Source organism: Psychrobacter sp. S1-30-MNA-CIBAN-0213, assembly GCF_040309845.1.
GTDB lineage: Bacteria > Pseudomonadota > Gammaproteobacteria > Pseudomonadales > Moraxellaceae > Psychrobacter.
This window is the reverse complement of sequence record NZ_JBEOPE010000004.1, coordinates 321,494-347,264: the sequence shown is the minus strand read 5'-3', so window position 1 is coordinate 347,264 and position 25,771 is coordinate 321,494. Positions and strand designations below refer to the sequence as shown.

Genomic DNA, 25,771 nt, shown 5'->3' with positions numbered 1-25,771 from the left:
AACAAACATCTTTGAGGCATTTATGACATCTTACGCGGCAGGCTATCAACATAAAAATAAAGCGCTTAGCGTCTTAAGTATCGCAGGCGTTGCCCTCACACTTGGAATCGCTGGCTGTAGTAATAATGAGCAGGCAGACACTACTACTAATGCTGATGGCACCGCAGCGACCACAGAGGGTCAGGATATTGAGCTGCTAAACGTCTCTTATGATGTAGCACGTGATTTTTATAAAGGCTATAACCCGTTGTTCGTTGAGCATTATAAAGCTGAAAATCCAAACAGTAATATCCTAATTAAGCAGTCACATGGTGGCTCAAGTAAACAGGCATTGTCTGTTGCCAACGGTCTGCAAGCAGATGTCGCTACCATGAACCAAGGCTCAGATATCGAGCTACTTGAGAAAAGAGGCTTGGTTGAAGCAGATTGGGAAAGCAAATTCCCTGATAACGCCGTCCCTTTTACCAGTACCATCGTATTCTTAGTGCGTAAAGACAATCCAAAAGGCATCAACGATTGGGAAGATTTAACCAAAGATGGCGTTGAGATTGTTATGGCTAACCCAAAAGTGACTGGTAATGGCCGCTATGCATTTTTAGGGGCTTATGGTTATGGCTTACATGCCTTTAATAATGAAGAGACTCCTGCCAAAAAGTACGTAAAAGACATGCTTAAGAATGTCAAAGTCTACGAGAATGGCGGACGTGCAGCGACGACGACTTTCGTTCAGCGCGGCATCGGTGATGTCTTGGTAACCTTTGAGAACGAAGCTAACCTTGCCGCTACTGACTTTGGTGCTGGTCAAGTTGATATCGTTTATCCTAAATACTCTATCAAATCAGAGAGCCCTGTTGCGATCGTTAAGTCTGTTACTGACAAAAAAGGCACGACTGACGCGGCAAAAGCATATCTTGATTATTTATGGAGCGAGCCTGCTCAGCAATTGGCCGCTGACCTCTATTTACGTCCTAGTGTGAAAAGCGTCCTCGATAAAAACGGTGACAAACTACCACCAGTTGAAACTTTCCGCCCTAACGATGCATTTGGCACATGGGATGAGATCATGGGTACTTACTTCAGCGATGGTGGGGTATTCGATCAGCTAGCCATTAATGCGCCACAGTAGCTAGCTAGTACGGCATTGTAAAAAACTGCTACTTAGCTAAAAAGTATGACTTAGAAAGTACAGTAGCTTCTAACAAAGCAATTCTTCGATTAGCGTTCAATCATATAAAGGACATGGCCGCCCGCGCTATGTCCTTTATACCGTAAGCAGACTAATAATAGATTTGATATAACGTGGTCGTTACGATAAGTGCCATTGCTAAGTACTGTCACTAAGTACTATCGCTAAGTACTATTAGTTAGACAATAGGACATCAATATGAGTGCAAAAACACCTTCTGCCAGTAAACCCCTTAATAAAAAAGGTTGGCTGACACGTTTGCGTCAACGCAATGTGCTGCCAGGTTTCGGTCTGAGCATGGGCATTACCGTCTTTAGCTTATCGTTATTGGTGGTACTTCCATTTGCAATGATGGCTTATACCACGACACAAATGGGCTGGACTGGGTTTTGGGAGACTATTACTCAGCCACAAGTAACTGCTGCCATTAAGCTGAGCCTATGGATGTCCTTTTTGGCGATGTTGACCAATATGGTATTTGGTACGCTAGTTGCGTGGGTGTTGGTACGTTATGAATTTTGGGGCAAGTCAATGATTAATGCCTTAGTAGATTTGCCATTTGCGCTACCGACCGCAGTGACAGGTATTTCTCTTGCCACCCTTTATGCACCTAATGGTCTAATTGGCCAGTGGTTTGAGAAGTTCGACATACAGGTAGCTTTTACCCCTATAGGTATTTGGCTCGCCTTAGTCGTGGTTAGTTTTCCGTTTATTGTCCGTGCCGTGCAGCCAGTATTAGCAGAGTTGTCAGTTGAATTTGAAGAGGCTGCTGCGGTATTAGGCGCGAATCGCTTTACTACCTTTCGCAAAGTTATTTTACCAGAACTGCTACCGGCACTACTGATGGGTGCAGGTATGATGTTTGCTCGTGCTACTGGTGAGTATGGTTCGGTGATTTTTATCGCGGGTAATATTCCAATGCAATCTGAGATTTTACCGCTTATTATTATCAGTAAGCTTGAGCAATTTGATATTCAAGGCGCTTCGGCAGTGGCATTATTTATGCTGTTGATTTCATTTGTGATTTTATTGACCATTAATATCGTACAGTGGAAACTGTCGCGCCGTGTAGGAGCTCGCTAAGATGCAAATAGCTAATAGTTATGATTATCAAAGCAATCCTGCAACCAAAGATACTCCATGGATACGACGTACCTTTATCGCTATTGCCGTCTTGTTCATGGTGATCATGCTGGTCGTGCCACTACTAGCTGTATTTTATGAAGCTTTCAAGGATGGCTGGCAGTTGTATATAGCATCGCTTGTCGATCCAGAAGCCTTACAAGCTATTAAGCTCACGTTAATTACTGCTGGTATCGTATTACCAATCAATATGGTGATGGGCATCGCAATTGCCTGGTTAGTCACCCGTTATCAATTTAAAGGTAAGCAGCTGGTCACCACTTTGCTTGATTTACCTTTTTCAGTGTCACCGGTCGTTGCAGGTTTGATGTTTGTATTGCTATTCGGACTCAATTCTACCGTTGGTGGCTGGCTTGAAAGTATGGGCTTTCAGGTCATTTATGCTGTTCCTGGTATTGTATTAGCGACATTATTTGTCACTTTTCCATTCGTGGCACGTGAGCTGATACCGCTGATGCAAACGCAAGGCGACTCTGAGGAGCAAGCAGCGCTTACATTGGGTGCCACTGGCTGGCAGACCTTTTGGCATGTAACATTACCAAATATCAAATGGGCATTGCTGTATGGTTTGATTTTGACTAATGCCCGAGCAATGGGTGAGTTTGGTGCTGTGAGTGTGGTATCGGGTCATATTCGCGGTGAGACCAATACTATGCCGCTATTGGTTGAGGTTGCTTATAACGATTATAACTTCACTGCCGCCTTTGCGTTATCAAGCTTACTTGCTGCACTTGCTTTAGTGACGCTGCTGATACAACAAGTGATGACTAAGCTACAGGAGCGTAAATTTGCCAAGTCCGAAAGGTTGGTTAGCGCGCCTGAACTACTGGTTAGTGCCAATGCGACTGTGATAAGCAGTGTCGACGACAACAAAGCCTAATATAAAAAGAATCATAAAAGAGATACAGATATGAGCATCGAGATTCGTAACGTTAATAAAAATTTTGGTAACTTTACCGCTTTAGACAACATTAATATCACTGTACCGACTGGTAAGCTGACTACTTTGCTTGGTCCGTCAGGCTGCGGTAAAACGACCTTACTGCGTATTATCGCGGGTCTTGAATATGCGGACTCGGGACAAATATTATTTGATGAGCTGGATGTGACTAATACGCCTGTGCAAAAACGCCATATTGGTTTTATGTTTCAACACTATGCGCTATTTCGACACAAAAATATCGCTGACAATATAGCATTTGGACTTACTTTATTGCCAAAGAACGAACGACCTAGTAAGGCCGATATCAATAAGCGCGTCGCAGAGCTATTAGACTTGGTGCAATTGCCACAACTGGCAAATGCTTATCCGCATCAGTTATCAGGCGGTCAGCGTCAGAGGATTGCGCTGGCACGGGCACTTGCGGTAAAGCCTAAATTGTTATTACTTGACGAGCCATTTGGTGCGCTTGATGCCAAGGTACGTAAAGAATTGCGTACTTGGCTAAAAGATATTCATCACGATTTGGGTATTACCAGCATCATGGTGACTCATGATCAAGAAGAAGCACGCGCAGTGTCAGATGAGATTGTGGTAATGAATCATGGTCATGTAGAGCAGGTGGGGACATCAGAAGAGCTAATCCATCATCCAGCTAATGCCTTTGTTAGTGATTTCTTAGATTTGGTGTAATCAGACGTATTACTCAAACATAAAAAAAGACCTGCATTAAAATAATGTAGGTCTTTTTTTATGCGCAAGGAATAGTATAAAGCTAAGCTGTTAACTAATTTCTGGCTGACTCATCAGAGTCTTGTAAGTAATCTCTAAAATATCTTGGCACCATTCTGGTAAGTCATCTGCTACCTCATACCACATCCATGTACCTTCGCGCGAACAGCTCAGAATTCCCAGCTTCTTTAAGTGATTCAGGTGACGCGATACGGTCGGTTGCGGCTGGTCAAGCAAATCTACCAATTCACATACGCAACGTGACTCTTTGTTAAATAGAATTTGAAACAACTTCAAACGAGTCGGATCAGATAGTACTTTAAATAAGTCAAGAGGCTGCATAGCAAAAGTATTGTCAGACATAGAGTATATTCCAAATATATTGTCACGCTTACTTATGAATTTTAATCATCCTAATAAGAGAACAGTTAAGTAGTTAGTAAAATAGATAATCCATTATCTAATAGCACTTGATAACTTATTATCTAATCAATTCAGTAAAAAGCATTCATCCAGTAAACAAGACAAAGCGTAGTTTCGTTAATGTTATTTCGTTAATTTTGCAGGGACGATCTTTGTGGCTTTCAGCCAATAATTGTCCTATTGAGCCACTGTCGAACATCTGCTATTTGTTCACATATCTACACAAATATAATATAATAAGTAGACAATAAAAAACATTATAACAACTGAAATCAATAATAACACAATAAATACATCAAGTTATATAAAAATATTCTTTATTCATCCGTTTGTCGCCATTTTAACACCGTTTATCACAAATATATGCATATTTACGGATATATAAATATATTCTTTTATATTATGATCTTTGCGAACTTGTTTTTTTGTATTAAAAATAGATAGGTTAATATCTTTAAGTTAAGCACATAAGACTGACAATTATTGCAACAATCATTGTAAATGGTAATAGTTATCGTTATTATAAAGAGTATCAACCAGTTATAAAGATAGGAGCAACTAAATGTACGTATGTATCTGTAACGATGTAAAAGAGAAGCAAATTCAAGCAGCTATTGCTTCAGGAATCGATACCCTTGAGGGTTTGAAAGATTCCCTTGATGTTGCTACTTGTTGTGGATGCTGTGAACCTATGGTCAATGACTATCTAAACGAGCATCATGCTAAGCTTGAATTACTGGCTTATGCAGTTTAAATATTGCAATTAGCATGCCATAAAAATAGCAAGTTTTAGTTAGTGATAGATGTATTAAAGAATTCTTGTATTTATACAATATAAGAGGTGTATAGATGGTTATTTTTTCACGATTTGTAGTAGTTTCTATGATGAGTAGAAATCCTTTTATTCAACTTTCTTTCCTTAGCTAATAATCAAATAACTCTATTTAATTATTGTTCTCAACTGGCATCTTATTCTTAGTTCACAACGTTACAAGCCATATCTTACCTGTATGCTACTATATCTATTTGACATTGTCAGAAGCCACTCAAGTATAAATATTACTAAGTAGTTCAAAAAAACTATTATCATTGTGTTAAAAGTGTGGGTTTAAGGTAATAACCAAGTCGAATAGGTTCTAAAATAGGAGTAGATGTTATGATAGGCAGCCAAAAAGTTATCGATTATTTAAATTTTTTATTAGGCGGTGAGTTGGCCGCTCGTGACCAATATTTTATTCATTCAGAGATGTATGCTGAATGGCATTATGGCAAGCTGTATGAACGTATTCATCATGAGATGGAAGATGAAACTCTGCATGCACAAGCGATTATCCGCCGTATTTTAATGCTGAGCGGGACACCAAAAATGTCTGTTGATGATATCCACATCGGTAAGACAGTGCCAGAAATGCTGCAGTTTGATCTTGATTTAGAGTATCAAGTTCAAGAGCATCTCAAAAATGGTATCGCTATGTGTGAAGAAGAGCGTGATTACGTCACTCGCGATATGCTGGTCGAGCAACTCAAGGATACTGAGGAAGATCATGCGCATTGGCTAGAGCAGCAGTTACGTCTTATCGATATGATTAGTCTACCAAATTACCTCCAGAGTCAAATGGCCGAAGTATCACCCAATCTTGCCTAATTATAATAAAACTGATAGTTAGTCAACATCGAAAATTGGTTCTATAAGAGATATAAAAGGGAGAGAGAGATTATGAAAGGTGATAAAGAGGTTATTCGTTCATTAAACAAGGTGCTTGGTCAATCACTTATCGCGATCAATCAGTATTTCTTGCATGCTCGTGTAGCACGTCATTGGGGGCTTGAAGCGCTAAACGATGCATTTTATAAGCAGTCAATTGCTGAGATGAAGTGGTCGGATGATTTGATTGCGCGTATTTTATTGTTAGGTGGATTACCAAATCTACAAGATTTGGGCAAAATCCTTATTGGCGAAGACGTACCAGAGATTATTGACTGTAATCTACGTTTAGAAAAGCAAAAATTTGACATCATTACTGATGCTATTGCACTATGCGAGACGCATCGCGATTACGTGTCACGCCAGTTATTAGTAACGCTCAAAGATGGCAACGAAGAATACGAGGATTGGCTCGAGACCCAAGAAGACTTAATTAAAGCGGTTGGTGTGCAAAACTACATTCAGTCACAAATGGATGACGATGCAACACCTTAGAGCGCTATAGGGTCAGAAAATGCATTAAAACAAACCTGCCTTTAAACTAAGAAGCTAGATGCATTTGATTGTGCCAGTTTAATCAAACTTGCCAGCATATTTTTTATAAAGTATGTTGGCTTTTTTGTGTTTAGGATTATCACGTTTTGATCTGACTCTGCTGTAACGAATCTATTCTTAATATAAGCCTCGACCATCTTCAAATTTGAGTCGTAAAAAATACAACCCTGAAAGTATCGTTAGAATCCCTAGCACCCAGTAAGTCGTCTGAAATGCCATCAAGATATCAAGCTCTAACCGCTCTCTTAATAAATTGAGAACTGCTGCCCCAAAGGCAATGCCAAAACTGATTGCCAATTGCTGGTTTACTGCCATGAGACTATTGCCGCTACTAGTCTGCGCACCCTGTAAATCACCAATCGTAATAGTATTCATGGCACTAAATTGCATTGAATTACTTGCACCCATTAGTGTCAAAACCGGTATAAACCATGGCCACTGTGATGAGTCGCTGAACTGCGCCAAGATGATAATTAGCGTGCCCATTAAGAAGGTATTGTAAACCAATACAGTACGGTAGCTATAACGCTGAATGATTTTACTGACCCATGGCTTGATACCTATCGCACCAACTGCGATAGGCGCAAGCAACCATCCTGCCTGTGAAGGAGAATATTCAAACACTACTTGTAGCAGCAGAGGTAGTAAAAATGGTACAGCGCTGATACCGAGGCGCGTGAACAAGTTACCAGTAATACCAATACGAAAGGTGCGGATGCTAAACAAGCTCAAAGGAAATATCGGTGACTCTTTACGTTTCGCATGCCAAATATAGGCACCTATCAGTAGGGTTGAGACTAGAGCCATCAGTAAACCATAGAGCCCACGATCGGTTTGTGATCCAAACTCGACAGCAAGTGTAAACCCGCATGCTGCTGCAGCAAATAATAAGAAACCTGTCCAATCTAGACGTTTGGTATCTTCAAAGAGTGCAGGTACAAGCTTTTTGGCTAATACAAAGCCGACCATACCCATAGGAATGTTAATCAAAAATATCCAGTGCCAGCTAGCGTATTGTACTATGTAACCACCCAATAGTGGTCCGACTAAGGGCGCCACTAACGCGGGTATGACGGCAAAGTTCATTACCGTCAATAACTTATTACGTGGATAGGATTTGACTAAAATTAAGCGAGCAACCGGGGTCATCATTGCACCGCCGATACCTTGTACAATTCGAGATCCAATCAAAAAGTCTAAAGTAGGCGAGGCTGCACACAATAGCGAGCCGATACAAAAAATGATAATGGCCGATAAGAATACTCGACGCGTCCCATATTTGTCCGCTAAGAAACCACTGATAGGGATAAAGATAGCTAGAGTTAGTGCATAACTGATAACGGCCCATTGCATTTTTAGAGGCGATTCACCCAGCGCTTGGGCCATTTGCGGCAATGAAGTATTCAAGATGGTAGCGTCTAAGATTTGCATAAATAACGCTACTGCCAGTACATACGGTAGGTATTTCTCTTGCGTCGGGGTCAGCGTTACCATGTCAATCTCATTAGATATCCCAGTATAAAATAAGCAAAGTGATCTGTTTGCAACCAGTTCGCTATGCAAGCCGAGTAGTATAAGAAAGAGCAGATGATAATAAAAGTGACTCAAGGTAACGGTTTATCATTAGCTAACTCATAAAACCTAATGACTATAAGCGTGTAAATAGTGCCGTTTAAAGCAAGATGTTGCTTACAAGAGAGAGCTTTAATATAGAGGCTAGTTCCCGCTATAGTAAAGCTTCACTAGCTACTTAAGCAAAAAATATAAGTAAGCAACGTTAGTAGAAGCATGATAATGCTATAAATATGAGTCGATAAATACAAACTAAGGATATGTTATGAGTCATGATAATAATAAATCTAGCAATCATTCTAATAAGCAAAACGATACATATGTACCGCCAAAAGTTTGGGTGCAGGATAAAGACAACGGTGGTAAGTTTGCTAGCACTAATCGCCCGACAGCAGGCGTGCGTCATGAACAAAAACTACCAGTGGGCGATGCACCGTTCCAGCTGTACTCATTAAATACGCCAAATGGTGTCAAAGTAAATATAATCTTAGAAGAGTTGGCTGAGCTTAATATAAAGGGTGCCGAGTATGATGCCTATAAGATTGATATCTCTGCAGGTGATCAGTTTGGCTCTGACTTTGTCGCTATGAATCCTAACTCTAAAATACCAGCCTTGGTTGATTATTCTAGTAACGATGCTGGCGAGCCTATCGCTATTTTTGAGTCTGGGGCTATCTTGATGTACTTAGCCGAAAAGTTTGGCAAATTTGTGCCAATGGAACAAGGAGCAGCGCGGGCAGAATGTCTTTCTTGGGTAATGTGGCAAATGGGTAGTGCGCCTTTCTTAGGTGGCGGCTTTGGACATTTTTATGCTTATGCTCCCGAACCAATGGAGTACCCAATCAACCGTTATACGATGGAGACCAAACGTCAGCTTGACGTACTTGATAGCCATTTAAAAAACCGAGTATATATGTGCGGCAATGACGAAAAAGATTACAACATAGCAGACATGCTTATTTGGTCTTGGTACGGCCAGCTCGTATTAGGCAAACTCTATGATGCTGCTGAGTTTTTACAAGTCGATAGCTATCCACATGTGCAACGTTGGGCAAAATTAATTGCTGAACGCCCTGCAGTGAAAAGGGCTGTCGACTTACCATTACAACCAATTTCTTGAATTCATGGCAATTTTTTAACGTGTATTTTATTTGATTAGAATTTTCTTAATAGCTTTTTGCGATAGCTATTTATAATAAAAGTTGAAAGGCTGTTTAGCATTGCGCTAAGCAGCCATTTTTATGGAGATCATTCAAACTAAATGTCATAGCCGTTTGAAAGTTGTTTGCTTGTTTATTTACATAATGATACATTAGTACAACAGACAGAAACGTCGGTGGGTTAAGATGACGAGTCGCTGTAGTCATTAGGATTCAGTGTTTATATTTCCTCTATTGATGAGTGAGAGTTATGAAAGGTTTACATAATGAGCCTAGGCAGTCATCTATGTCTGCGGGCAATAGTAGTGCTAAGTTTAATAACAACAACAATAAACTGGCTTGGATGCTTGATATTTCTCGTGATAAAGCGCTAAACAGCACATTTTTAAAAAGTATTTTTGCTAAAAATAAAATAGTATTGTCGGCATTCGTAGCCGCTAGCGCCATCGCAATAAGTCCAATAAGTAGCGCCACTGAACTAACTCATCAGGATTGGCAAGTGGCGTGTGACAATACGCGCACTTGTCGGCTGGCAGGCTACCAAGCTGAAAACAACAGCGATTTCCCTGTTTCTGTATTATTAGTTCGTCGTGCTGGCAGTGATGCTAACGTAGTTGGGAAAATCAAACTTGGCGGTGCTAAAGAGAGCTCTACGAAAGCCCTGCTACAGCTAGGTAGTCGTCATCGCATGTCACTGTTTATTGATGATAAAGACTTGGGGGAAACCAAGCCATTCTCAACGGTAGCTGGCGATGCGGACTTAACTTCGACACAGGTTGCAGCTCTGCTTGAAGCATTAACCAAGTCTAGTAAGATTGAGCTTGTAATGCGTAATTCGCGCTGGGAGTTGTCTGACAAAGGTGCAACGGCTGTCATGCTAAAAGCAGATGAAGCACAAGGGCGAGTGGGAACATCAAGTGCCTTTATTAGCGCCGATGGTGCTAGCAAATCTAATAGTAGCGTATTAGCACCTAAAGCAGCACCGCAGCTTCGCTTAGTCGTGCCAAATGCAAAAGCCACCTCAAACAGTAAGAAAAAATTTAGCATGAAAACATCACAGCTGTCAGCGTTGATGAAAGATACGATACCAGACGTGAATACTGATTGCCCAAATTTGATGGATAAGTCTTCTTGGCGTATCAACCGTTTAAATGGATCACAGCTGCTAGTACAGCATAACTGCTGGATGGGTGCCTACAATGCAGGAACTGGGATGTGGGTAATAAACGACACCAAACCTTATAATCCGGTGTTGGTGACTACCGAGGCGACCAACTATGATAGTGGTAAAATAAGTTCAGTTCAAAAAGGACGCGGTATTGGTGACTGTTTATACAAAACTGACTGGATATGGACAGGTAAAAGTTTTGTAAAAAGCCATGAAAGTAGCACAGGAATGTGTCGCATGATTGAAATAGGCGGTGCATGGCAGCTACCAACCTATGTATCTGAAGTAAATAAATCACGATAGCTTAATTTTATAGGTTCAAAGTTTTATAGGTTCAAAAACTTATTTTTGACCTACAGATACTGTTCTTTTGATAAAAAAATAAAAAATAAGTACTGATAGTGGATTCATTATGCTATACTGCGTCGCCACGTTAGCTTAGACTTTCGTGAATTATGAGATTGATAACATCGCCTGCGATTTTGGGTCTAGGATTGACCGTAAGTAATTGTTGCCGATGATTTTGTGTACTTAAATAACATTTAATAGAAAGATCAGTTATTTTTGACTCATATCTTATCTACTGAATCATAAATATGGTTTAGATTGGTTGTTATTCGCCTTTATCTGCTTTGGACAAAGCAATGATAATGCGCTGATATCAAACAAGGATAAGACACTCGGCACTACCACCAAAATACGTCAGACAGCACGAACGCATTTATTGTAGAGGCTCTAAGTTTTAATGACTTCGCTTCTGATTATCGACACTTTTATGTGGTCCGGTAATTCTTTAATAAAGGCAGCGTGGTGAACGGTTATCAGTGGTATGCATCAAGTTTGCTGAATTTACAGCAACTTATACTTACCAAGGATTCTCATGACCGATATCTTATCTGCAATCGCCGCTGAAAACGGCATCATCGAAAACACTGATACCCCAAATACTGATAATAACAATCAAGCGGCTACTACTGACGCGACTGATGAAGATCAAGTAACCTTTACTGACCTTAATATTGCCAAGCCAATTTTGACCGCGCTTGATCGCAGTGGTTATACCAACCCAACACCTATTCAAGCACAAGCCATTCCTTTTGCTCTAGCAGGTCGTGACTTATTATTGTCAGCGCAAACTGGTAGTGGTAAAACAGCGGCATTCGTTATCCCAGTACTTGATCGTTTAAGCCGTGCGACTAGCTTTGATAAATTAACTAAAGCCCTTATCCTAACGCCAACGCGTGAACTTGCTCAGCAAGTACATGACAGCGTCCGTACGTACTCTAAAGACATGCGCGGCTTATTCTGTGTGCCATTAGTAGGCGGTGCACCGTACAATGGTCAGATCACTGCTTTGAAAAAAGGCGTTCAAGTAATTGTTGCGACTCCTGGTCGTTTACTTGACCATATCAATGCTGGTCGCGTTGATTTATCAAGCCTTGAAGTATTAGTACTTGATGAAGCTGACCGTATGCTAGACATGGGTTTTGCTGATGATATCAACGATATCTTAAAAGCTGCTCCTGACAATCGCCAAACCATCATGTGTTCAGCGACTTGGGATGGCCCAGTAGGTAAAATTGCTGCTAGCTTCACTAAAGACCCTGAGCGTGTTTCAATCAAAGTTGAATCAGCTCATATCGAAGAAAACGTGTATTACTGTGATGATTTTGATCACAAAAATCGTTTGCTTGATAAAATCGTTTGCCAGCCTGAAATGGAACAAATCATTATCTTTGCGGCAACCAAACGTAGCACTGAAAAATTAGCCAAATCTCTACAAGAGCAAGGCCATAAAGCCAGCTTCTTACATGGTGACTTGCCACAAAGCAAACGTAACCGTATCGTTCAAGACTTACGTAATGGTAAATGTAAAATCTTAGTAGCAACTGACGTTGCTGCTCGTGGTCTTGACGTGCCAGCCCTATCACACGTGATCAACTACGACTTACCACGTCAAACAGAAGATTACGTGCATCGTATCGGTCGTTGTGGTCGTGCCGGTCGTACGGGTGTTGCTATCAGCTTATGTAGCATGGATGATCGTCCACAGCTAAACGCTATCAACCGTTATTTAGATCGTAAAATGGAAGTATCAGTTATCGAAGGCATGGAGCCTAAGAAAACTTATGTTCCTAGCGAAAACAAAGGTAATGGTCGTGGCCGTGGTCGCGGACGCTCTAACGGCGGCGGTGGTCAAGGCCAAGGTCGTGGTCGTTCAGGTGGTGGCTATGCTGGTAAGTCTAGCGGTGGTGGTCAAGGCCGTGGTCGCTCAAGCGATAGCGCACCGACTGGTCAACGCGCAAGCAATGACAGCGGTTATCAAGGTAAGCCACGTGATTCATCTGGTAAGCCAAATGAGCGTTCAGGTGGCAAGCCATATCAAGGTAAACATACTGGTGGTCCTAGCCGTGGTGATAGCACTGGTGTTCCACGCGGTGAGCGTGCAGCAACTGGTCGCGGTCGTCCAAGTGGCAGCCAAGGTCGCCCAGCAGGTCGTTCTGATAGCCGTGGTCAAGGTCGTCCGAACAGTGGCAACCGTGGTAACACTTCATCATAAGAGTGCGTTTAGCTGCTATAGCAACTCTACTGGGTTTGATTTAACAGCGTAAAACAACGTTATTTATAGAATATCAAAAAGCCAGATACTCGTTATCTGGCTTTTTTGTGTTCGTCTGGTTTTACTTATTTATAATATTATATTAAGGCGTCCTATTATCACTAGACTTGCTGAGTCGGTAATCAAGTTTGGCACGGCTAATATTCAGCAAGCGGGCGGCTTTAGATACATTACCCTCGCATTGATTCAAAGCTGCATGAATAAGCTTATCGTTGAAATTTTCTAAATCGAAACCTTCATAGAATAAGGTTTCAAGCGCCTCATTAACCTTGCTGTCATCAGCGAGCTGTAAGCTACCACTATCGGCAGATATTTTGAGTTTTTGTGAGTTTTGTTTATGTCTGTCTTGTATATTAGATAATAATAAATCAGCTGCATCGATTAAGTGGTGATCTTCATTAAGAATGACTGCACGCTCAGTGACGTTTTGGAGCTCACGAACGTTGCCCGGCCATGTGTGTAGATTGAGGTATTCACGCGCCTGATCGGTAAAACCTTGAATGTTCTTGTTGTACATCGCGGCATATTTTTGCAAAAAGAATTTGGCTAATAACAAAATGTCTTGCTTACGCTCGCGTAGGGGCGGGATATGAATGGGAAAAGTACTTAAACGATAATATAAGTCTTGGCGAAACCTACCTTGAGTAACAGCTGTCTGTAAATCTTCATTAGTTGCCACAATCACTCGGACATCAACTGAGATGTTAATATGACTACCTACACGATTGAGCACACCTTCTTGCAACACCCTTAATAAAGCTGCCTGCGCCCGATGAGAAAGCTCAACCACCTCGTCTAAAAATAGTGTCCCTGAACTTGCCACTTCAATCTTACCTTGCCGAGTTTGCACAGCGCCAGTAAATGCGCCTTTTTCAACTCCGAAGAGCTCAGATTCGACGAGATCTGTAGGAATGCTAGCACAGTTTATGGCGATAAATGGGTTTTCATTGCGATCACTGGCTTCGTGGAGCGCTTGGGCAAAAACTTCTTTACCAACGCCAGTTTCTCCTTGTAATAATACCGTCGCTTTAGTCTTAGCTACCTTTCTTGTCAACGCGGTCGCTTTCTTAAAAGAGGGTGACTCACCAATGGCAGAAAAAAAACCTTCAGGCTTTATTCGTGTATTAGGGTTTTGTCTTTTAACTTCATCAAAATTACTTCGACGCTCAAACAACTCAGTGTTTAGACGCTCAGTATTAAAAAACTTTTGCAAATCAGTATCTTCCTCCCATTCTTCTAATGGTCTACCTTCTATACGGCAATGATCAAACCCCATCGCTGCGCATTGCACTTCTTTAAAAGCGATCTGCCGTCCGAAAAAATAGCTGGTATAACCGCTAGCATAACCAAGCGAGCTAAAACATACGGGCGTCTCTGATAGACCATTGAACTTTTTATGATAAGCCACTTCAAATGAGTTATACCAATCAAAGCTTGCAAAAAATTTACCACTATCAAAATCCACAGTCATCTCATCAGGGACGACTTTCACCATGCCACGAATGGTGTGCAATTGTGGTCCAGAGAGGAAGACTTCTTTCCAGCTACCATCTGGGCGTAATTTTTTACTGATTTCAGCATCTTCCACGCCAGCAAAGTACCCATAACGAAAAAAAAGCCGCTGTGTGATATCAGAGCCAAGCGTCAGGTTCAGCTCTTCGCGCAGACGCCATAATGCATGGGCATGATTGAGTAGCATACGTTGACCACCAAACCATATTTTGCCTGCATGCACATCGAATTCGAGATGGGTTAATAAGTCTTCAATGCTTTTAGAGAAATCCTGTTCTTTTACGCTTTGTTGTTCATTTTTCTCCAACGGCTCAAGTAGAGAATGGCTATGTGACCTATGTGACCTATGTGATATAGGCGAGGGGGTGAGAATGTTGGGGTTTTCAGAGGTTTGATAATTATTACTATGAGAGTGCTTTGACATGTCAGACGCAATCCTTGCCAGTGGCTGGGTGATGTCTATCCTTAGACGAATATTCGTTGCTATTTATAATCACACATATACTCAAATCACGCAATTACCTTAATCCAAATATATTGCTTGCTCTGCAATCAGATGCATTACAACCCTGCGTAGTTAGCGAAATGACTTCATTATTTCATGAAAACCAAGAATAAATTTTCAGCAAATGCTGAATTAATGATGATAAGAAAAACGTTTTTAAATAGACAATATATGAAAATAAAAATTAAATACTTTTAAATTCAGTAACTTAAAAAATAAAAATCGTGGTTGGCATGCAACTTGTAGTGTCTAAATTAGCAATGAAAGGTCTTTGAGATAATTGCTTTCACTGATCATAGTAGTAAGTCACTTTAATAGTAAATCACTTGAACAAAATGGCAGGACGCCAAATAAGGAATTTAGGATGAATTCACACACCCCTCAATCAAATCCCCCATCTTTTAATGATCTCCCTAAGTATGTTCGGGTCAGAAGTGCACCGGATGCCAAATTTGTCATGTTTGACTTCGCGATTGGAGATTCGAGTTTGTTCGTTGAACTGGTGCTACCTCCCGCAAGTTTTGCAGCATTTTGTGTCAACAATAATGTCATCACCATGACAGCTGAACAAATGCATTTCAATGATGAAGAGGAGGACAAATGGCGTTATGGCACCAAGTCTACGTTAGTAGGTAATAACCATTCTGAAGCTAGAAGCTCCTAGTCATAATGGCAATAACCATCACCCCAATTACCCGTATGATTCTATTTATATTTATTAAGGATAACTGAATATGTCTTTAGAAATCAAAACCTCCAGCCTTGAACCCATTCGTCATACCTTTGCTAATATCTCTCGGAGATTTGGTGAGAAGCCTGCTACTCGTTATCAAGAAGCGACTTATGACGCTCAGGGGACCACAAACTTTCATTATAAGCCCCTTTGGAATCCTGATAAGACTCTGAATGACAAAACTTACTCTGTCATTCAAATGACGGATTGGTATGACTTAAAAGATCCACGCCAGTTTTATTATGGGGCTTATGTTCAAAACCGTGCCCGCCTGCAAGATACAGCAGAAAGCAATTATAAATTTTTTGAAAAACGCGATCTTTTGAACAATCTAAGTGAAGAAGTGCTAGAAACCGTTACGTTTGGTTTGATACCGCTACGCCACGTTGAGCAAACGGCCAATCTAAACTTTATGTACGGCGCAGCTTATGGTTATGGTACTGCTATTACCCAAGCTTGTTTATATGCAGGTATGGACAGACTAGGTATGGCGCAATATTTATCGCGAATTGGGCTGTTAATCGATGGCAACTCTAGCGATTCATTGCAGCAAGGCAAAGCGTATTGGATGAACGATACGGCGTGGCAAGGTGTTCGTGCGCTTTGTGAGAATACATTAGTGGTAAAAGATTGGTTTGAGCTGTTTATTGCGCAGTCTCTTGTTATGGATACCGTTATTCATGTCGTCCATTATCAGCACTTAGATACTTGGTTAGTCAAGCATAATGGCCGCGATATCGCGATGCTTACTGAGTTTATGCAAGATTGCTTTAAAGACCTGACAGGCTGGAGTAATAGTGTCATCAAAATCATCGTGGCTGAGAGTGAAGATAATAAGTCGCATTGCCAGCAATGGCTGGATACATGGTTGGATAAAGTATTAGTAGCGTATCAGCCTTTGATTGAGAAGCTGTTCGGTGCAGAGCAAGCGGTAATTGTGGTAGCAGATACTCAAGCTCAATTGGCCAAACGCTGTAAGACCGTAGGGTTAAGTACTGTAACAGCAGCATAAATTTATCTAAATACACTAAGTTATATTTCATCATTTAAGGAACTGTTATGTCAAAAGTATATCTAGCGCTGCAAGACAACGATATGTCACGCTATATCGTCCAAGCAGTAGAAGAAGACAACCCGAAAGTCACTGTCATTTACCAGCCAGCTATGATTCGTATGGAGTGTGAGAATGAGCTGGTTGTTAACCGCGCGACAGTCGAAGAAAAACTTGGTCGTGAGTGGGAGATTCAAGAGCTACAGTTAAGCTTAGTAACATTAGGCGGTAATGTCGAAGAAGAAGAAGACTCGCTGACCTTAAGTTGGCATCAGTAATACCTAAAATCAAAATATTATCAAGGATTGATAATCCCGTATCTAACAAGGAGCAGACCATGACTACTACAAAAAACGCCAAAAAGCTCAACCTAAAAGAGAAATACCGTCTCTTAACCCGTGATCTTGACTGGGACTTTTCATACGAAGACAGAAAAGAAGCTTTTCCTCACGAAGATTTTGAAGGTATAAAAATTACAGACTGGTCAAAATGGGAAGATCCTTTCCGTTTGACGATGGATACTTATTGGAAGTATCAAGCTGAAAAGGAAAAAAAGCTATATGCTATTTTTGATGCTTTTTCTCAAAACAACGGTCAAATGAATATCTCAGATCCTCGCTATTTGAATGCCATCAAGCTATTTTTGACAGCCGTTACGCCACTAGAGTATCAAGCATACCAAGGCTACGCTAACGTTGGTCGTCAGTTTAGTGGTATTGGTGCACGTATCGCCTGTCAAATGCAGTCTATTGATGAGCTACGTCATGTCCAAACTCAGATTCATGCCATGAGCCATTTTAATAAGTACTTTAACGGTTTCCAAGACTGGAGTCATATGCATGACCGTGTCTGGTATCTATCTGTTCCCAAGTCGTTTTTTGAAGATGCGCGCTCAGCAGGGCCTTTTGAGTTTTTACTTGCGATTTCGTTCTCGTTTGAATACGTACTCACTAATTTACTGTTTGTACCTTTTATGTCTGGAGCTGCGCACAACGGCGACATGGCAACGGTGACTTTTGGTTTTAGTGCTCAATCAGATGAAGCACGTCATATGACGCTTGGACTTGAAATCATCAAGTTTTTACTTGAGCAGCACGAAGATAACCTTCCTATCGTGCAAAAGTGGATTGATAAGTGGTTTTGGCGTGGCACGCGTCTACTGTCCATCGTTGGCATGATGATGGATTATATGCTGCCAAACAAAGTTATGTCATGGAAAGAGGCTTGGGAGGTCTACTTTGAAGATGCTGGCGGGGCGTTATTCGATGATTTAGCTCGCTACGGTATCCGCCCACCAAAATATGTCGAAGTGATTGAAAAGGAAAAAGAACACATATCGCATCAGGCTTGGTGGATATTTTATAACTTTGGTCATGCTTCTGGATTCCATACTTGGATCCCAACCGATGAAGAGCTTAATTGGCTCAGTGAAAAATATCCAGATACTTTTGACAAGTATTATCGCCCTCGTTGGGAGCTGGCCAAAAAACTTGAAGCAGAAGGCAAACGCTTTTATAGCAAAGGCTTGCCGCAGTTATGTCAGATTTGCCAAGTGCCAATGACCTTTACGGAGATGAATGATGATCCAGGTCAGTTCAGTTATCGCAGTACTGTCTATAACGACGAGCGTTACCACATGTGTTCAGACGGCTGTCAAGATATTTTCAATGATGAACCTGAAAAATACGTACAGGCATGGCTACCCGTACATCAAATCTTGCAAGGCAACTGCGGTGGCCCAGAGCTGGACGATATTCTCACTGAATACTATCGCATGAATATCGGTGCCGACAATATGGATTTTAAAGGTTCTGTTGATGAAGCTAACTGGAAAAAATGGAAAGGTGTGGCTTAATTTAACCAAAAAATATTGATAAGGAGATTTTTATGGCAGTTCAAGCAATCCGCCCTGAGTACACGGGTGACGTTATGGATAAACAAGCCAACTTTGGTGGTAATATTTTAGTCTTTATCGGTTGGGATGAGCATTTGCTGTTCTGTTCTGCCAAGTCTTTTCCATTACCGCCAACCATGACCTTTAAAGATTTCAAGGCTGGTGTTCTGACTGAAGGTTTTGATCAGCATCCTGACTTTGAACATATCAAATGGGATGAGGTGCAATGGAATTTAAATGGAGAGATGGTCACACCGTCGGATGAGCAAACACTAGCAGAGATTGGCTTTGATCATAAGTCATTGTTACGCTTTAAAACACCGGGTTTAAATGGTTGGAGAGGGACTGGTGTATAAATTGGCTTAGGAAAAGTCAATTAACAATAACCCTGATAATGGTTTTTAACAAATACTGCAATGGAGAGCGCTATGTCTTATGAAGTGACTATTGAGCCGACTGGCGATGTTATAGAAGTTGAAGACGGTCAAACATTATTACAGGCCGCTTTGCGACAAGGAGTGTGGTTACCTTTTGCTTGTGGTCATGGCACTTGTGGGACTTGTAAAGTTCAGGTACTTGAGGGTTTTGTTGACCTTGGAGAGGCGTCTACCTTTGCACTCATGGAAGTTGAGCGTGACGAGGGCAAAGTGCTGGCTTGTTGCTGTTATCCTGAATCTGATTTGGTGATTGAGGCCGATATCGATGTCGATCCTGATTTTTTAGGATATCCTGTGCAAGACTATACGGCAACGGTCATTGAGAGGAATTCGTTATCACCTACTATATTGGGCGTTCGCTTGCAGTTGGATGAAGATATACAGTTTCAAGCAGGTCAGTATATCAATCTGGACATCCCTGATGTTGGTACTCGAGCTTTTTCTATTGCCAATCCTCCATCGCAACCGAATGTAATTGAGCTACATGTACGATTAGTACCTGATGGAAAAGGTACATCTTGGCTACATAATGACCTGTCTGTCGGTGATGAAATTTCTTTATCAGGTCCTTATGGTCAGTTTTTTGTCCGAAACAGTGATAATCAAGATGTAATTTTTGTGGCTGGCGGGTCTGGATTATCTAGTCCTGAATCTATGATTTTAGATCTTTTGGAGCAGGGCGATAGGCGTCAGATTTATTTGTTTCAGGGAGCAAGGAATATCCCTGAGCTATACCATAGAGATAAATTTGAACAATTAGCAAGAGATAATGAAAATTTTCACTATATTCCAGCTTTAAGTGCTGAAGATACACTGGGAGAGTGGACGGGGTTCAAAGGCTATGTAAATGATGCGGTTAACCAGCACTTTGATGGTAAGTGCTCAGGGCACAAGGCTTATCTGTGTGGACCACCGCCAATGATAGACTCTACTATTACTACGCTGATGCAAGCACGACTATTCGAACGCGATATTCATATGGAACGCTTTTTGACTGCGGCTGATGGCAGTGAGGAATCAAGTCGCTCCGCTTTGTTCAAAAGAATATAATCGTTACTTACCTGATAGAACTATAGCCTTCTAAAATAGTTTGATGTTTTTTAATGAGCCAGATACTTTTTATCTGGCTTTTTTGCGTTTGCTTACTGGTATATTTAGGTGGATATTAAGGAGTGTTCAGCACACCCTAAATAAATACCAGCTTGCACCTGTTTTTCGCCTTGTCTATACTGACGAACTTTTACTAACTAGCACACTCCGGAGCCTTTTAATGCCCGCCACCTCAAGTTTAGCAATTGATAGTCTGCCATTAGCGTTTGGCATCATCATGGCAATTATCGGCTTAGTATTTTATACCCAAGGGCTGCCTGGTAAATTTTGGCGACGCTTTTATGCCGTATTGCCGGGTATCGTACTGTGCTGCTTTATACCGGCGACGCTGAATAGCTTGGGCGTTTTCGCTGATGGTATTGGCTCGCAGATTTATGGATTTACGGCTACTTATCTGTTGCCAGCAAGTTTGCTATTGATGACCTTATCGATGGATGTCCCTAAGATACTAGGCTTAGGTTGGAAAGCCATTGCTATGTTTTTTGCAGCCAGTATTGCTATTGTCATCAGTGGCCCGATTAGCTTAGGTGTGGCTAAGTGGATATCGCCCAGTATGTTTACCGATGATACCCTGTGGCGCGGATTTTCAGCAGTGGCGGGTAGCTGGATTGGCGGTGCGGCTAACCAAGCAGCAATGAAGGAGCTGTTTGGTGTCAGCGATGACTTATTTGGGATGATGATCTTGGTTGATACGACCAATGCTTCATTATGGCTATTGGCTATCTTGGTCATGGCCAAGCACAGCGATAAGATAGATCGTCTATTAAAGGCTGATAGTAGTAGTATTGATAAAGTCATTGCAGCGGTTGAGAGCTATGAGCGCGATCATGCGCGTCCAGCGACACTGAATGACTTAATGGTTATGTTTGGCTTATGCTTTGCCATGGTAGGGGTGGCACACTTTATCGGTGGGCAGATAGCAGGGTTTTTTGCACCATACAGCTGGGCAGTACAGTATAGCTTTGCCAGCTCATTCTTTTGGATGGTGGTTATTATTACTATCATAGGCGTTATATTTTCTTTTACCAAGATTCGCAGACTCGACCATGTTGGGGCTTCCAAAGTCGGTACGGTATTTATATTTATTCTGATTGCTGCTATCGGTATGCAAATTAATCTTGCTGGCATCGTTTCACAGTGGCGGCTCCTGCTCATCGGTCTATTATGGATGAGTATTCACGTAGTGATTATCTTTGCTGTGGCTAGGATGATTCGTGCACCGTTTTTCTTTTTGGCGGTCGGCTCCAATGCCAATACCGGCGGCGCGTCCTCTGCACCGATTGTCGCCACCGCATTTCATCCGTCGCTCGCACCAGTTGGCGTGTTTTTGGGTATTCTTGGCTATGCGGTGGGTACGTTTGGTGGCTATATTAGTACCCAGTTGATGCGATTGGTGGTTGGGTGATAGAGTTTTTATCAGTATTGACAGCTTTTATCCAAATAATCACCCAACCACCTCAAAAACTCGTCGCTAGTCGCTGATACGTTTAGTCGCAAATGCATGGTAATTTGGACTATAGTCAACAACAATCATCATGAGTGAAAACTCATCCTAACTCTACTCTAAGATAATCTTATGACCCCAATCCACATCGCTTTAGCTGTATTGGTTGCCTTTATTTGGGGAGTCAACTTCACCTTTATTGCTTGGGCACTTGAGAGCTTTCCGCCACTCATGCTCACCGCCATGCGTTTTTTCTTTACTGCCGTGCCGCTGGTTTTGTTTCTTAAGCCGCCCAAATTTAACCGGACGCTGTTCATTTATGCGATTGGCACTTTTGTATTGCAGTACGCGTTTGTATTTACTGCTATGCATTTGGGTGCATCGGCAGGATTGACGGCGCTTTTATTGCAAATGCAGATTTTTATCACTGTATTGCTGGCCTATGTCATCTTGGGCGAGGCGGTAAGTGGCAAGCAGGTATTGGGGATGGTGATCGGCGTACTGGGGCTGGGCCTGATTGCATTGAACCTTGGCGGTGATATGCCGCTACTTGGCTTTATCTGTATTTTGATTGCCGCTATTGGTTGGAGCTTTGGCAATATTGCCTCAAAACAAGCGTCTAAACAACAGACCGCTACAGTATCTCTTGCTAGTAGCACTAACAAAGCCTCGAATAAATCAGCAGCATTATCAGCGCTAGCTCTGGTGGTATGGGGTGGTCTAATCGCTTGCGTGATTTTGACGCTATCTTCTCTACTACTGGAGAGTGGCGCTTGGCAGCTTACGACGTTTACGCAGGCATCAATGAAGTCGTGGCTATCGCTTGGATTTATCGTCTATATCTCAACCCTGATTGGCTTTGGACTATGGGCGCATCTGCTTGCGCAAAATACTGCCTCAAAGGTTATGCCTTTTGCTCTACTGGTACCTATATTTGGCATGGCGACCTCAGTGCTGCTCACAGGCGAGATAATAACGTGGTGGAAGATGCTCGCGATGGTATTGATCTTATCGGGACTGATACTGGCGAATGTGAAGTTGGGATTTGGGAAGAAAGTCTATTCATAAATAGCATTAAATGACTTGCGCAATACAGTATAAAGTTATCGTTTTGTCTCTCTATGCAAGGATACGTAAGCCTAGCTATAGTACCTATTTGAACATGTTAGACTCTTTTGCAATGGCTGACTGGTGTGATAGACACAGCGAAAAACACTCAAAATTAAAACGTGTATTAACAGGAAAAACGACTTTATGACCTCTAAAAACAATAAGAATAAAACCAACCCTGATACTAGCTTAGAAATTACAAACAACCTAAATAATCCTAATAATCGCATACAGGTACGGGGCGCACGTGTCCATAATTTAAAAAACATCAATGTTGATTTACCGCGTAATGCGCTAGTAGTCTTTACGGGGATATCAGGTTCCGGTAAATCATCCTTAGCCTTTGGCACTTTATTTGCTGAGTCACAACGCCGTTATCTTGATTCTGTGTCGCCTTATGCGCGGCGTTTGATAGATCAAGTTGATGAGCCGGATGTCGATGCGATAGAAGGGTTGCCACCTGCGGTTGCATTACAGCAGCAACGAGGTACGCCGTCCGTACGCTCATCCGTTGGTAGTGTCACGACCGTATCGAACGGCCTGCGTATGCTGTACTCACGAGCTGGCGAGTACCCAGCAGATCAAGAGATACTATACGCCGATGCGTTTTCGCCTAATACGCCAGAAGGGGCGTGCCCAACGTGCTCGGGTATTGGTCGTGTGTTTGAAGTCACCGAAGAGCTGATGGTGCCTGATGCGACTAAGAGCATTCGTGAGCGTGCTATTTCTGCATGGCCGCCAGCTTGGCAAGGTCAAAACCTCAGTCGTATATTGACGACACTTGGCTACGATATCGACACTCCTTGGAATAAGCTGCCGAAGAAAGCTCGCGACTGGATTCTGTTCACTGATGAGACGCCGACGGTGCCTGTCTATCCTGAATATAATACTGAACAAACTCGCATAGCGATTGAGAAAGGCGAAAAGCCAAACTATATGGGCACCTTTACCAGTGCAAAAAACTTCATATTACACTCGTTTGCCAATACCCAAAGCCCGCGCACCAAAAAGCGCGTTTCGCAATTTATGCAAATATCTGAGTGTCCTGAGTGCCATGGGAAGAAGCTAAAAAAAGAGTCTCTATCGGTTAAGTTTGCAGGTCTGGATATTGGTGAGCTATCGCAACTAACTTTAACCGAGCTAGCGCTTAAACTTGAAAAGACGGCTCGCACCAAGGTCGTTAATGAGACACCAAACCGCGAAAAAGCCATTGTTACTCAGCGTATCGCCAGTGATATTCTCACTCGTGTCGAGGCATTAACGAGACTGGGATTGGGCTACTTATCACTTGAACGTACGACACCGACTTTGTCGCCAGGTGAGCTACAACGCTTGCGTCTAGCGACCCAAATACGCTCGCAGCTGTTTGGCGTGGTATATGTACTTGATGAGCCATCCGCGGGTTTGCATCCTGCTGATACACAGGCGCTATTGAGGGCATTGGATGAACTCATCGCCGCTGGTAATTCAGTGTTTGTCGTTGAACACGATGTCAGTGTCATCCGGCATGCTGATTGGGTAGTGGATGTGGGGCCAAAGGCTGGCACGCATGGTGGTGAGATTGTATACAGCGGTCCTATAGAGGGGTTGCGTAATGTCGCTCACTCACAAACGGCTCAATATCTACTTACTGATACTGATTCGGTGGATTCAACGACAAATCAGCTATCTACACTATCACTAAGACAGCCAACAGCGTGGCTAAAGCTGGCTGATGTTGAACGCAATAATATCCAAGGGTTAAGTATTGAGTTTCCGCTAGGCATTATGACCAGCGTCACTGGCGTATCTGGTTCGGGTAAATCAAGTCTTGTGAGTCAGGCGTTGGTTGAGCTGGTCAATGAAGCGTTAGGACAAAAAGCCCACGTGGATGCACCAACGGGCGAAGCGGATTTACTTGAGCAAGAGTTTGAAACGGTTACGAATGGCAAAATTATTGCTGGCATGGATAAAGTGAGCCGCCTCATTAATATCGATCAAAAAGCCATTGGTCGTACACCGCGCTCAAACCTTGCGACCTATACCGGGCTGTTTGATAATGTTCGTAAATTATTTGCAGCAACTGAGCAGGCAAAAGCGCGCGGTTATGATGCGGGTCGCTTCTCATTTAATACGGTCAAAGGCCGTTGTCCAAATTGTGAGGGTTTAGGTTTTGTCAGCGTTGAGCTGTTGTTCCTGCCTAGTGTCTATGCTCCTTGCCAAGTCTGCCATGGTCAACGCTACGATGATGACACGCTGGCGATCACTTATCGAGATAAAAACATCGCTGAAGTGCTAAATCTAACGGTGGAAGCGGCTTATGAGTTCTTTGTCGATGAAGCGTCTATTTTGCGCGCATTAGATGCGTTACTACAAGTCGGCCTTGGTTATCTGCGTCTGGGTCAGCCAGCGACTGAACTATCAGGTGGTGAAGCCCAACGCATCAAGTTAGCCACTGAGCTGCAACGCACGCAACGAGGCGATACACTCTATATACTGGATGAACCGACCACTGGTCTCCATCCAGCAGACGTATCGATGCTGATGACACAATTAAATGGACTCGTCGATGCAGGTAATACGGTCATTATGGTTGAGCATGATATGCAAGTGGCCAGCAATAGTGATTGGATTATCGATATTGGTCCAGGGGCAGGGGATGAGGGCGGACAGATAGTCGCTCAAGGCACACCTGATGAAGTGGCAAAATCAAAGACCAGCCGAACCGCGCCTTTTTTATTGATGTAGTGAGAGTTTCCAGAGTAACTTCAATCAAATCAAGCTCAACATTG

22 protein-coding genes are annotated in these 25,771 nt (G+C 42.3%); 19 read left to right on the top strand and 3 right to left on the bottom strand.

Translation table 11 applies throughout. The annotated features are described in order from the left end of the window. Positions 1 to 22: 22 nt before the first annotated feature. The 4 genes from AAEY87_RS06465 (at position 23) to AAEY87_RS06450 (ending at position 3,962) form a co-directional block, all read left to right on the top strand. Positions 23 to 1,126 carry a sulfate ABC transporter substrate-binding protein gene (locus AAEY87_RS06465; protein WP_350656428.1) on the top strand — a complete coding sequence of 368 codons (1,104 nt, stop codon included), beginning with the start codon at positions 23 to 25 and terminating at the stop codon, positions 1,124 to 1,126. Positions 1,127 to 1,384: 258 nt separating this feature from the next. Next, complete coding sequence (cysT, locus tag AAEY87_RS06460; RefSeq protein WP_068035926.1) at positions 1,385 to 2,269, top strand: sulfate ABC transporter permease subunit CysT; 885 nt, start codon at positions 1,385 to 1,387, stop codon at positions 2,267 to 2,269. Position 2,270: 1 nt separating this feature from the next. Beyond that, positions 2,271 to 3,209 (top strand): sulfate ABC transporter permease subunit CysW, encoded by a 939-nt coding sequence (cysW, locus tag AAEY87_RS06455; RefSeq protein ID WP_350656427.1) that lies wholly within the window; start codon positions 2,271 to 2,273, stop codon positions 3,207 to 3,209. A 30-nt stretch (positions 3,210 to 3,239) separates the two neighbouring features. Then, positions 3,240 to 3,962 carry a sulfate/molybdate ABC transporter ATP-binding protein gene (locus AAEY87_RS06450; RefSeq protein WP_082785668.1) on the top strand — a complete coding sequence of 241 codons (723 nt, stop codon included), beginning with the start codon at positions 3,240 to 3,242 and terminating at the stop codon, positions 3,960 to 3,962. 90 nt (positions 3,963 to 4,052) lie between these two features. Here the strand turns inward: AAEY87_RS06450 and AAEY87_RS06445 are convergent, their stop codons facing one another. Then, positions 4,053 to 4,364, bottom strand: a complete 312-nt coding sequence (locus AAEY87_RS06445) for an ArsR/SmtB family transcription factor (protein ID WP_350656426.1) — start codon at positions 4,362 to 4,364, stop codon at positions 4,053 to 4,055. 622 nt (positions 4,365 to 4,986) lie between these two features. Here AAEY87_RS06445 and AAEY87_RS06440 point away from each other — a divergent pair. The 3 genes from AAEY87_RS06440 (at position 4,987) to bfr (AAEY87_RS06430) (ending at position 6,624) form a co-directional block, all read left to right on the top strand. Continuing rightward, a complete protein-coding gene (locus AAEY87_RS06440) occupies positions 4,987 to 5,178 on the top strand; it encodes a (2Fe-2S)-binding protein (RefSeq protein WP_068035918.1) in 192 nt (63 codons plus the stop codon). Between the two features lie 402 nt (positions 5,179 to 5,580). Then, entirely contained in the window at positions 5,581 to 6,069 is a 489-nt protein-coding gene (gene bfr, locus AAEY87_RS06435; RefSeq protein WP_068035916.1) for a bacterioferritin, read from the top strand. A gap of 72 nt (positions 6,070 to 6,141) precedes the next feature. After that, on the top strand, positions 6,142 to 6,624 hold the full coding sequence (bfr, locus tag AAEY87_RS06430; protein ID WP_068035914.1) for a bacterioferritin: 483 nt from the start codon (positions 6,142 to 6,144) through the stop codon (positions 6,622 to 6,624). A 177-nt stretch (positions 6,625 to 6,801) separates the two neighbouring features. On the opposite strand, the gene AAEY87_RS06425 is transcribed toward bfr (AAEY87_RS06430), so the two are convergent. Then, entirely contained in the window at positions 6,802 to 8,178 is a 1,377-nt protein-coding gene (locus AAEY87_RS06425) for a DHA2 family efflux MFS transporter permease subunit (protein WP_350656425.1), read from the bottom strand. A gap of 343 nt (positions 8,179 to 8,521) precedes the next feature. On the opposite strand from AAEY87_RS06425, the gene yghU reads away from it, so the two are divergent. From yghU to csdA, 3 genes are all read left to right on the top strand, one after another. Continuing rightward, entirely contained in the window at positions 8,522 to 9,376 is an 855-nt protein-coding gene (yghU, locus tag AAEY87_RS06420; protein WP_350656424.1) for a glutathione-dependent disulfide-bond oxidoreductase, read from the top strand. A gap of 290 nt (positions 9,377 to 9,666) precedes the next feature. Then, entirely contained in the window at positions 9,667 to 10,887 is a 1,221-nt protein-coding gene (locus AAEY87_RS06415) for a DUF1176 domain-containing protein (protein WP_350656423.1), read from the top strand. A gap of 577 nt (positions 10,888 to 11,464) precedes the next feature. After that, on the top strand, positions 11,465 to 13,144 hold the full coding sequence (gene csdA, locus AAEY87_RS06410) for a DEAD/DEAH box helicase CsdA (RefSeq protein WP_350656422.1): 1,680 nt from the start codon (positions 11,465 to 11,467) through the stop codon (positions 13,142 to 13,144). A gap of 142 nt (positions 13,145 to 13,286) precedes the next feature. Here the strand turns inward: csdA and AAEY87_RS06405 are convergent, their stop codons facing one another. Next, positions 13,287 to 15,140, bottom strand: coding sequence for a sigma 54-interacting transcriptional regulator (locus AAEY87_RS06405; protein WP_350656420.1), 1,854 nt, complete (start codon positions 15,138 to 15,140; stop codon positions 13,287 to 13,289). 445 nt (positions 15,141 to 15,585) lie between these two features. On the opposite strand from AAEY87_RS06405, the gene AAEY87_RS06400 reads away from it, so the two are divergent. The 9 genes from AAEY87_RS06400 to uvrA all read left to right on the top strand — a co-directional run bounded on the left by AAEY87_RS06400 (position 15,586) and on the right by uvrA (position 25,727). Beyond that, entirely contained in the window at positions 15,586 to 15,885 is a 300-nt protein-coding gene (locus tag AAEY87_RS06400; RefSeq protein WP_068035903.1) for a phenol hydroxylase subunit, read from the top strand. Positions 15,886 to 15,955: 70 nt separating this feature from the next. Continuing rightward, complete coding sequence (locus tag AAEY87_RS06395) at positions 15,956 to 16,966, top strand: aromatic/alkene monooxygenase hydroxylase subunit beta (RefSeq protein ID WP_350656418.1); 1,011 nt, start codon at positions 15,956 to 15,958, stop codon at positions 16,964 to 16,966. A 47-nt stretch (positions 16,967 to 17,013) separates the two neighbouring features. Next, the gene (locus AAEY87_RS06390; RefSeq protein ID WP_068035900.1) at positions 17,014 to 17,283 is read left to right on the top strand and encodes an MmoB/DmpM family protein; all 270 of its coding nucleotides are present in this window, start codon (positions 17,014 to 17,016) and stop codon (positions 17,281 to 17,283) included. A 59-nt stretch (positions 17,284 to 17,342) separates the two neighbouring features. Next, complete coding sequence (locus AAEY87_RS06385) at positions 17,343 to 18,860, top strand: aromatic/alkene/methane monooxygenase hydroxylase/oxygenase subunit alpha (protein WP_068035897.1); 1,518 nt, start codon at positions 17,343 to 17,345, stop codon at positions 18,858 to 18,860. Positions 18,861 to 18,892: 32 nt separating this feature from the next. After that, entirely contained in the window at positions 18,893 to 19,255 is a 363-nt protein-coding gene (locus AAEY87_RS06380) for a phenol hydroxylase subunit P4 (RefSeq protein WP_068035895.1), read from the top strand. Between the two features lie 72 nt (positions 19,256 to 19,327). Further along, positions 19,328 to 20,386: an NADH:ubiquinone reductase (Na(+)-transporting) subunit F gene (locus tag AAEY87_RS06375; RefSeq protein ID WP_068327842.1), complete on the top strand. Its 1,059-nt coding sequence runs from the start codon at positions 19,328 to 19,330 to the stop codon at positions 20,384 to 20,386. 220 nt (positions 20,387 to 20,606) lie between these two features. Then, entirely contained in the window at positions 20,607 to 21,851 is a 1,245-nt protein-coding gene (locus AAEY87_RS06370; RefSeq protein ID WP_350656416.1) for a DUF819 family protein, read from the top strand. Between the two features lie 171 nt (positions 21,852 to 22,022). Beyond that, a complete protein-coding gene (locus AAEY87_RS06365) occupies positions 22,023 to 22,958 on the top strand; it encodes an EamA family transporter (protein WP_350656415.1) in 936 nt (311 codons plus the stop codon). 186 nt (positions 22,959 to 23,144) lie between these two features. Next, entirely contained in the window at positions 23,145 to 25,727 is a 2,583-nt protein-coding gene (uvrA, locus tag AAEY87_RS06360; RefSeq protein WP_350656414.1) for an excinuclease ABC subunit UvrA, read from the top strand. Positions 25,728 to 25,771 lie beyond the last annotated feature (44 nt).

Coding starts and splice junctions, on each gene's coding strand:
- AAEY87_RS06465 (WP_350656428.1), top strand. CDS start 23: ATGACATCTTACGCGGCAGGCTATCAACATAAAAATAAAGCGCTTAGC.
- cysT (WP_068035926.1), top strand. CDS start 1,385: ATGAGTGCAAAAACACCTTCTGCCAGTAAACCCCTTAATAAAAAAGGT.
- cysW (WP_350656427.1), top strand. CDS start 2,271: ATGCAAATAGCTAATAGTTATGATTATCAAAGCAATCCTGCAACCAAA.
- AAEY87_RS06450 (WP_082785668.1), top strand. CDS start 3,240: ATGAGCATCGAGATTCGTAACGTTAATAAAAATTTTGGTAACTTTACC.
- AAEY87_RS06445 (WP_350656426.1), bottom strand. CDS start 4,364: ATGTCTGACAATACTTTTGCTATGCAGCCTCTTGACTTATTTAAAGTA.
- AAEY87_RS06440 (WP_068035918.1), top strand. CDS start 4,987: ATGTACGTATGTATCTGTAACGATGTAAAAGAGAAGCAAATTCAAGCA.
- bfr (WP_068035916.1), top strand. CDS start 5,581: ATGATAGGCAGCCAAAAAGTTATCGATTATTTAAATTTTTTATTAGGC.
- bfr (WP_068035914.1), top strand. CDS start 6,142: ATGAAAGGTGATAAAGAGGTTATTCGTTCATTAAACAAGGTGCTTGGT.
- AAEY87_RS06425 (WP_350656425.1), bottom strand. CDS start 8,178: ATGGTAACGCTGACCCCGACGCAAGAGAAATACCTACCGTATGTACTG.
- yghU (WP_350656424.1), top strand. CDS start 8,522: ATGAGTCATGATAATAATAAATCTAGCAATCATTCTAATAAGCAAAAC.
- AAEY87_RS06415 (WP_350656423.1), top strand. CDS start 9,667: ATGAAAGGTTTACATAATGAGCCTAGGCAGTCATCTATGTCTGCGGGC.
- csdA (WP_350656422.1), top strand. CDS start 11,465: ATGACCGATATCTTATCTGCAATCGCCGCTGAAAACGGCATCATCGAA.
- AAEY87_RS06405 (WP_350656420.1), bottom strand. CDS start 15,140: ATGTCAAAGCACTCTCATAGTAATAATTATCAAACCTCTGAAAACCCC.
- AAEY87_RS06400 (WP_068035903.1), top strand. CDS start 15,586: ATGAATTCACACACCCCTCAATCAAATCCCCCATCTTTTAATGATCTC.
- AAEY87_RS06395 (WP_350656418.1), top strand. CDS start 15,956: ATGTCTTTAGAAATCAAAACCTCCAGCCTTGAACCCATTCGTCATACC.
- AAEY87_RS06390 (WP_068035900.1), top strand. CDS start 17,014: ATGTCAAAAGTATATCTAGCGCTGCAAGACAACGATATGTCACGCTAT.
- AAEY87_RS06385 (WP_068035897.1), top strand. CDS start 17,343: ATGACTACTACAAAAAACGCCAAAAAGCTCAACCTAAAAGAGAAATAC.
- AAEY87_RS06380 (WP_068035895.1), top strand. CDS start 18,893: ATGGCAGTTCAAGCAATCCGCCCTGAGTACACGGGTGACGTTATGGAT.
- AAEY87_RS06375 (WP_068327842.1), top strand. CDS start 19,328: ATGTCTTATGAAGTGACTATTGAGCCGACTGGCGATGTTATAGAAGTT.
- AAEY87_RS06370 (WP_350656416.1), top strand. CDS start 20,607: ATGCCCGCCACCTCAAGTTTAGCAATTGATAGTCTGCCATTAGCGTTT.
- AAEY87_RS06365 (WP_350656415.1), top strand. CDS start 22,023: ATGACCCCAATCCACATCGCTTTAGCTGTATTGGTTGCCTTTATTTGG.
- uvrA (WP_350656414.1), top strand. CDS start 23,145: ATGACCTCTAAAAACAATAAGAATAAAACCAACCCTGATACTAGCTTA.